This window comes from Streptomyces sp. NPDC004609 (assembly GCF_042873655.1).
Lineage (GTDB): Bacteria > Actinomycetota > Actinomycetes > Streptomycetales > Streptomycetaceae > Streptomyces.
Window position 1 is genome coordinate 1 of the sequence record NZ_JBIALS010000082.1, and the last position, 7431, is coordinate 7431.

Consider the following 7431-nt stretch of genomic DNA (forward strand, 5'->3'; position numbering starts at 1 on the left):
ACAGGCACCAGAATGCACGTCGTCACCCGATGCCGCTCCACCGCATCAAGGAAACCCTCCGCCGAGAAAACCGGAAGGAAAACCAGCGTGCCACCGATCAGGGCCTGGGAGTACCAGCTGAGGAACGCCGCGATGTGGAACAGCGGCGCGGTCAGCAGGGTGACCCCTCCTCGCTCCACCGCCCTGTTGGCCAGGATGGAGCCGAACAGGCTGGTCATCAGGCTCCGGTGAGTGATCATCACGCCCTTGGGCAGGCCGGTGGTGCCGCCGGTGTACAGCAGCAGCCCCACCTCGTCGCCGCCGCGACGGACGTCCGGCACCGGCTCCGCGGCGGCCACCAGATCCTCGTAACCCACCATGCCCTCGGGCGTCGGCCCGTCACCGCAGTAAACCAGCGTCCGCAGACCGGGACACAGCTCCCGCAACCGCGGAACGAGCGGCACGAACGTATCGTCCACCAGCAGCACCTCAGTACCCGAATCGGCCATCGCGTACCCGATCTCACCCGGTGACCAGCGGACGTTGACCGGACTGGCCACGGCCCCCATCCACCAGGAAGCGAAGAAGAACTCGTGGTGGCGGTCGGAGTTCAACGCCAGGATCCCCACCCGGTCCCCGGCCTTCAGGCCCAGACCCCGGAAGGCACCGGCCAGACGGGCAACCCGGTCGGCCACCTCCCGCGTGGTGCGGACCCGGTCGCCACACACCGTCATCGGACCGTCGGGGAACTGCTGAAGCGCCCGGTGCAGGGCCTGAGTCAGATACACAACATCCTCCGAAGCAACGGCCCGACCGCATCGGCGGGCCGGGGAGACACGGATGGGGAAGACCGGCTGGGGCCGTCCCACCCGGTCCCGGCGGTGCCGAGCGGGTGGGACGGTACTGCGCGGGTTCCAGGTGCGGTCGCACCCGGGTCGGGGGCGGCGCCCAGCCGGGGTGGCCTCGACCGGTCCGGTACAACGCCCCGGGGCGATGGCGTCGGCACGCACTCCGTACCGGCCCACCGCGGCGAACCGCAGTGCGTACGCACGCCCGAGACCGCCGAGGACGCCGGTGATCACCGCCATCCGGCCGTCCAGCTGCCCCATGGAATCGCTCGCTTTCCCGCGGGTCCAGGGGCGCCACGACCAACCTCCCTGTTAGCGTGAACAAGAAATCAGTTTTTTCACATTTGTGCCTGGCGTCAAGCCCTCGTACCGAATGGACTTCGGTGATGAGGAACCGAGAACGGCATCCGGGGGCCGGTGCGGCCGCACCGGACAGCACTGGTCGGCGACGGTGCCCCGTCCCCGGCTCGGTCGCGAGAGTGACGTCAGTCGTGGAGGAAGAGGCTCGTGGCGAGTTCGGTGAGCCTGTGGTCCGGGTCGCACCGGCGGTCGGTGCGACCCGAGCGGAGCACGAAGGAGACCCTTACGTGCACCGCGTGGATCGTGATCTTCAGCTCGGCAGGCTCGCGGCCGGGCACCGCGGCGGCAGCGCCTGTACCCACACGTTCATGTCGTCGGCCCGGTACCGGCGGAGCGCGGTGCGCTCCTTCTCACCGGAAGGCGTCCTGGCCGGTCAGGAGTTTGCCGATGACCAACTGGTGCATCTCGGGGGTGCCTTCGTAGGTGAGTACGGATTCGAGGTTGTTGGCGTGGCGCATGACCGGGTATTCGTAGCTGATGCCGTTGGCGCCCAGGATGGTCCGGCTGGTGCGGGCGATCTCGATGGCCTCCCGGACGCTGTTGAGCTTGCCGTAGCTGACCTGCTCCGGGCGCAGGGTGCCGGCGTCCATGCGGTGGCCGAGGTGGAGGGCGAGGAGGAGGCCCTTGTTGAGTTCGAGGGACATGTCGGCGAGTTTGGCCTGGGTGAGCTGGAAGCCGCCGATGGGCTTGCCGAACTGCTCGCGGGTGGTGCTGTACTCGCGGGCGGTCTCCAGACAGGTGCGGGCGGCGCCGAGCGCGCCCCAGACGATGCCGTAGCGGGCCTGGCTGAGGCAGGAGAGCGGGCCCCGCAGGCCACGGACCCCGGGGAGGACCGCGTCGCCGGGCAGACGGACGTGGTCCAGGACCAGCTCGCTGGTGACGCTGGCACGCAGCGAGCCCTTGTGTTTGATGTCGGGGGCGGAGAAGCCGGGGGCGGTGGTGGGGACGACGAAGCCGCGTACGCCCTCGTCGGTGCGGGCCCAGACGACGGCCACCCCGGCGACGGAGCCGTTGGTGATCCACATCTTGCGTCCGGTCAGGACCCAGTCGGGGCCGTCCCGCTTCGCGGTGGTGCGCATCGAGGCGGGGTCGGAGCCGTGGTCGGGCTCGGTCAGGCCGAAGCAGCCGATGACCTCGCCGGAGGCCATCCGCGGCAGCCACTGCCGCTTCTGCTCCTCGCTGCCCCAGCGGTGGACGGCGTACATGGCCAGCGAGCCCTGGACGGAGACCAGCGAGCGCAGGCCGGAGTCGGCGGCCTCCAGTTCCAGGCAGGCGAGTCCGTACTGGACCGCGCTCGCCCCGGCGCAGCCGTAGCCCTCCAGATGCATGCCCAGCGCGCCGATCGCGCCCAGCTCGCGGGCCAGCTCACGGACCCCGGGCAGCTCACCCGCCTCGTACCAGCCGGCGATGTGCGGCAGCACACGCTCCCGGCACCAGGCCCGGACGGTGTCACGGACCGCACGGTCCTCCTCACTCAACAGCTCGTCGAAACCGAGCGGGTCGGTGGCGTCCAGTACGGACATGGCGAAACCTCGTTCTTCCGCTGGGGGTCAGACGCGGCCTGCGTCGACCACGATGCACTGGCTGTTGATGTAGTCGGCATCCGGAGTGCACAGCAGATACACCGCACCGGCGGCCTCCTTGGTGGTGCCCGGGCGGCCGAAGGGGATGACCTGGGAGGCCATGGCGGCGCGGTCGGGGTTCATCCCGACCCGGATCTCCCGGCCGTCGATCTTCAGGGTGGCTTGGTCGGCAGCGGTGACCTCGGTCATCCGGGTCAGGATGAAACCGAAGGCGACGGCGTTGACGTTGACCTTGTAGCGGCCCCACTCCTTGGCCAGGGTCTTGGTCAGTCCGATCACACCGGCCTTGGCGGCGCCGTAGTTGGACTGCCCGGCATTGCCGTAGAACCCGGAGGTCGAGGAGACGTTGACGACCTTGCGGTGGTACTCGGTCGGGTTGGCCTTGATGAAGGCCTGGGCGGCGCGCAGAATGCGGAACGGCGCCTTCAGGTTGACGTCGAGGATGGTGTCCCACTGCTCGTCCGTCATCTTCTGGATGACGGAGTCCCAGGTGTAGCCGGCGTTGTTGACGATGATGTCGAGGCCGCCGAAGGAGTCGATGGCGGTGCCCACGAACCGCTCGGCGAAGCCCTCCTCGACCACCGAGCCGGCGCAGACCACGGCGGTGCCCCCGGCGGCCTCGATGTCGGCGGCGGTCTGCTCCGCGGGCTCGGGGTCGAGGTCGTTGACCACGACGGAGGCGCCCTCGGAGGCGAGTCGCAGGGCGATCTCGCGGCCGATGCCGCGGCCGGAGCCGGAGACGACGGCGACCTTGCCGTGCAGGGTTCCCATGATGCTGTGTCCTTCTCTTCGGGGTGTACGGGTGCGAAGTCCTACAGGCCCATGTCCTTGGCGATGATGGTCTTCATGACCTCGCTGGTGCCGCCGTAGATGCGGTTGACGCGGGTGTCGGCGTAGAGCCGGGCGATCGGGTACTCCAGCATGTAGCCGTAACCGCCGTGCAGCTGAAGGCACTTGTCGATCACCCGGCCCGCCACCTCGGTGCAGAAGAGCTTGATCCGCGCGGCGTCGGCGGGCGTGAGCTCCCGGGTGTCGTCCAGCTCGATGCCCCTGTCGGACATGGCCTGAGCGGCGGCGACCTCGGTCTCGCACTCGGCGAGGACGAATTTGGTGTTCTGGAAGGCGGCCACCGGCTTGCCGAAGACGGTGCGGTCCTTGACGTACGCCGTGGTGAACCGGATCGCCGCGGTCGCGGCGGCGACGGCGTTGACCGCGATGGAGAGCCGCTCCCGCGGCAGGTTCCGGCCGAGGTAGGAGAAGCCCTTGCCGACCTCTCCGAGGACGTTCTCCACCGGCACCCTGACGTCGGTGAAGTGCAGCTCGGAGGTGTCGCGCGCGTGCAGGCCGATCTTCTCCAGCTGCCTGCCGTAGCCGAAGCCCTCGCTGCCGGTGGGGACGACCAGCAGGGTCAGCCCGGCCCGGCGGTCCTCCGGGGTGGCCGGGGAGGTGCGGGCGGCAACCAGGCACAGCTCGGAGTTGAGCGCCCCGGTGATGAAGGTCTTGGAGCCGTTGAGGACGTAGTGGGTGCCGTCCTCGGACAGCTTGGCGGTGGTGCGGATGCCGGCCAGGTCCGAGCCGGTGCCGGGCTCGGTCATGGCGATGCAGAGCACGGTCTCGCCGGTGGCGATACCGGGCAGCCAGCGCCGCTTCTGCTCCTCGTCGGCCAGCTTCAGCAGATACGGCAGGACGATGCTCGTGGTCACCGAGTAGTGCGCGAAGGAGACGCCCGCCGCGGCGGCGGTCTCCTCGGCGATGATCGCCTGATACGTGAAGCTGGTCTCCCCCGGCCCGCCGTACTCCTCCGGGATGTCGAAGCCCATCACGCCCAGGGCGCCGAGCTTGTGGAACAGCTCCCGCGGGGTCCGCCGGGCCGCCTCCCACTCCGCGAAGCGGGGCGTGACCTCCTTGGCGACGAAGTCGCGGATCACGGAGCGGAAGGCCTCGTGCCCGTCGTTGTAGATGGTGCGCTTCATTGGGCGGTCTCTCCCCATCGTGCGGGTGCGTAGAGTCTCGGGGGCGGCCGGCCCATGGGCGGCCGCCGGCGTGGGCGGGGGGCGCTGCTCGCTCAGCGGTCGAGCAGCAGGTGCGCGGCCAGTTCGGCCAGCCGCTCGCGCAGGTCGGGCCGCGGGCTGATGCGGGGCGACCGGACGACGAAGGACGTCATGGCGTGGGTGGCATGAATGACGATCTTGAGTTCGGCCGGGTCCTGAACCGGCCGCAGCGTGCTGAGCGCCTGGAGCCAGACGTCCAGGTAGGCCGCCTGGACGCGGCGCAGTGCGGTGCGCTCCTTCTCGGGGAGTTGGTCGCGCTCGTTGGCCAGGATGCCGATCAGGTGCGCGTTCTCGACGGAGATGTCGATGTGGGCGCGGAGCAGCAGCTTGAGTGCCGCCCGGGGATCCGCCGCCTGGAGCAGTGCCTGCTCCGCTGCCGCCCGGATCCGCTCGCCACCCCGGTTGGTCGCCCCCACCAGCAGGTCCACCTTTCCGGGGAAGTGCCGGTAGACCCCGGAGGCGACGATGCCGGCGGACTCGCCGATGTCGGCCACGGTCACCGACTGGTAGCCGCGCTCGTCGAACAGCCGGATCGCCTCGGTCAGGATCTGGTCCCGGCGGGGCACCCGCAGTCCTGCGGCCATCGGGGCGTGCGACCGAGCCCCTGGCTGCCCGTCCCCGGACTCCCCGGTCGAGAGCGGGCAGTGGGCCACCACGGAACCGAGGCGGTACATCAGCTGCTCGTGCCTGCGCCGGGGCAGCCGGATCCGGTGCCGACCGCGACTGCCGAGCGCCCCGAGCACGGCCCGGGCAACCAACTCGACGTCGTCGGGACCGAGTTCAGGGCGGGCGTCTCGCAGCAGCAGGCCGAAGTGTGCGACCGCCTCGGCCTCGTGGTCGCGAATGGCCTCGCGCTGGGAGCCGTCGAGGTTGCGGGCCTCGCGCTCCCATGCGGCGAACACCTTGCGCGGTCCGGTGACCAGCACCGCCAGCGACCGCAGGGCCTCGTCCAGTCCGGGTGCCTCCTGAATCAGGGAATCCACGGTGTGGAGCCCGCTGAGGACGGCGTGGAACAGCAGGTCCTGCTTGTTCCGGTAGTGGTGGTAGAGGGCGGAGGCGCTGATGCCCAGGGCACCGGCGACGTCGGTCACCGAGACGTTGTGGTAACCGTGCTCCAGGAACAGCTCGGTGGCCGCGACGCGGATCTGCTCCCTGCGGTTGGGCGGCCTGCGCGCTGCCACGCTCCTGCCCTTCCGCTGCGACTGGACTTTCACTGTTCCTCCTCCGCGCGGCCCCTACCGTCGCCTGAGGGCCTCCCAGTCGGCGTCGATGCCCGGCGCACTGGCCGGGGAACTGCGTCCGGCACGGCTACAGGCCGAGGTCCTTGGCGATGATGGTCTTCATGACCTCGCTGGTGCCGCCGTAGATGCGGTTGACGCGGGTGTCGGCGTAGAGCCGGGCGATCGGGTACTCCAGCATGTAGCCGTAACCGCCGTGCAGCTGAAGGCACTTGTCGATCACCCGGCCCGCCACCTCGGTGCCGAACAGCTTGACCCGGGCGGCATCGGCCGGAGTCAGCTCGTGCGCGTCCTCGATCTCGATCGCCTTGTCGACCAGGGCCTGCAGCGCCTCGACCTCGGTGGCGCACTCGGCCAGAACGAACTTGCTGTTCTGGAAGGACGCGACCGGCTTGCCGAAGACCGTGCGCTGCTGGGTGTACTCCGTGGCGAACCGGATCGCGGCGGTGGCGGTGGCGGCCGCGCCGACACCGATCTGGAGCCGCTCGCGGGCCAGGTTGTGGCCGAGGTAGGAGAAGCCCTTGCCCTCCTCGCCGAGCAGATTCTCCGCCGGCACCTTGACGTCGGTGAAGGAGATCTCGTTGGTGTCGCTGGAGCGCAGGCCGATCTTCTCCAGCTTGCGGCCCAGGGCAAAACCCTCGCTGTCGGTCGGGACGACCAGCAGGCTCAGGCCGGCCCGGCGGTCCTCCGCGGTGGCCGGGGAGGTGCGGGCCGCGACCACGCACAGCTCGGAGTTACGGGCACCGGTGATGAACGTCTTGGAGCCGTTCAGCAGGTAATGCCTGCCGTCCTCCGACAGCCTGGCGGCCGTACGGATGCCCGCCAGGTCCGAGCCGGTACCCGGCTCGGTCATCGCGACACAGAGCATGATGTCACCGGTGGCGATACCGGGCAGCCAGCGCCGCTTCTGCTCCTCATTCGCCAGGTTCAGCAGATACGGCAGCACGATGCCGGTGCTGACCCCGTAGTGGCCGAGCGCGACCGCGGCGCGGGCACACTCCTCGGCAATGACGACTTGGTACTTGTAGCTGATGTCGCCGGGGCCGCCGTACTCCTCGGGAATACCGAAGCCCATGACGCCCAGGGCTCCGAGTTTGCGGAACACCTCACGGTCGGTGAGGTTGTTCTTCTCCCACTGCTCGAAGTGGGGGACGACCTCCTTGGCGATGAACTCACGGATCGTCGACCGGAAGGCCTCGTGGTCCTCGTTGAAAATGCTGCGCTTCATTGACGGTACTCGTTTCTGTGAATCGTGGTGGGCGCTGCGATTCAGGTCTCGGTGTGTTCAGTTCTGGTGGGTGTCCCGGAGTTGGCGTTTGAGGATCTTTCCGGCGGCTGACATCGGCAGGGCGTCGACGAATTCGACCGAGCG

7 protein-coding genes are annotated in these 7431 nt (G+C 69.4%); all 7 read right to left on the bottom strand.

Annotated elements, in window-relative coordinates:
- Positions 1-1088 (bottom strand): AMP-binding protein (locus ACFYT4_RS35785; RefSeq protein ID WP_389278986.1); only part of this gene is annotated, 1088 nt, incomplete at its 3' end.
- A gap of 224 nt (positions 1089-1312) precedes the next feature.
- Entirely contained in the window at positions 1313-1489 is a 177-nt protein-coding gene (locus ACFYT4_RS35790) for a hypothetical protein (RefSeq protein ID WP_389278989.1), read from the bottom strand.
- 48 nt (positions 1490-1537) lie between these two features.
- Positions 1538-2710 carry an acyl-CoA dehydrogenase family protein gene (locus ACFYT4_RS35795; RefSeq protein ID WP_389278992.1) on the bottom strand — a complete coding sequence of 391 codons (1173 nt, stop codon included), beginning with the start codon at positions 2708-2710 and terminating at the stop codon, positions 1538-1540.
- 27 nt (positions 2711-2737) lie between these two features.
- Complete coding sequence (locus ACFYT4_RS35800) at positions 2738-3541, bottom strand: SDR family NAD(P)-dependent oxidoreductase (protein ID WP_389278995.1); 804 nt, start codon at positions 3539-3541, stop codon at positions 2738-2740.
- A gap of 41 nt (positions 3542-3582) precedes the next feature.
- A complete protein-coding gene (locus tag ACFYT4_RS35805; protein ID WP_389278998.1) occupies positions 3583-4743 on the bottom strand; it encodes an acyl-CoA dehydrogenase family protein in 1161 nt (386 codons plus the stop codon).
- A 92-nt stretch (positions 4744-4835) separates the two neighbouring features.
- Positions 4836-6035, bottom strand: a complete 1200-nt coding sequence (locus ACFYT4_RS35810; protein WP_389279001.1) for a TetR/AcrR family transcriptional regulator — start codon at positions 6033-6035, stop codon at positions 4836-4838.
- Positions 6036-6129: 94 nt separating this feature from the next.
- A complete protein-coding gene (locus tag ACFYT4_RS35815; protein ID WP_389279004.1) occupies positions 6130-7287 on the bottom strand; it encodes an acyl-CoA dehydrogenase family protein in 1158 nt (385 codons plus the stop codon).
- Positions 7288-7431 lie beyond the last annotated feature (144 nt).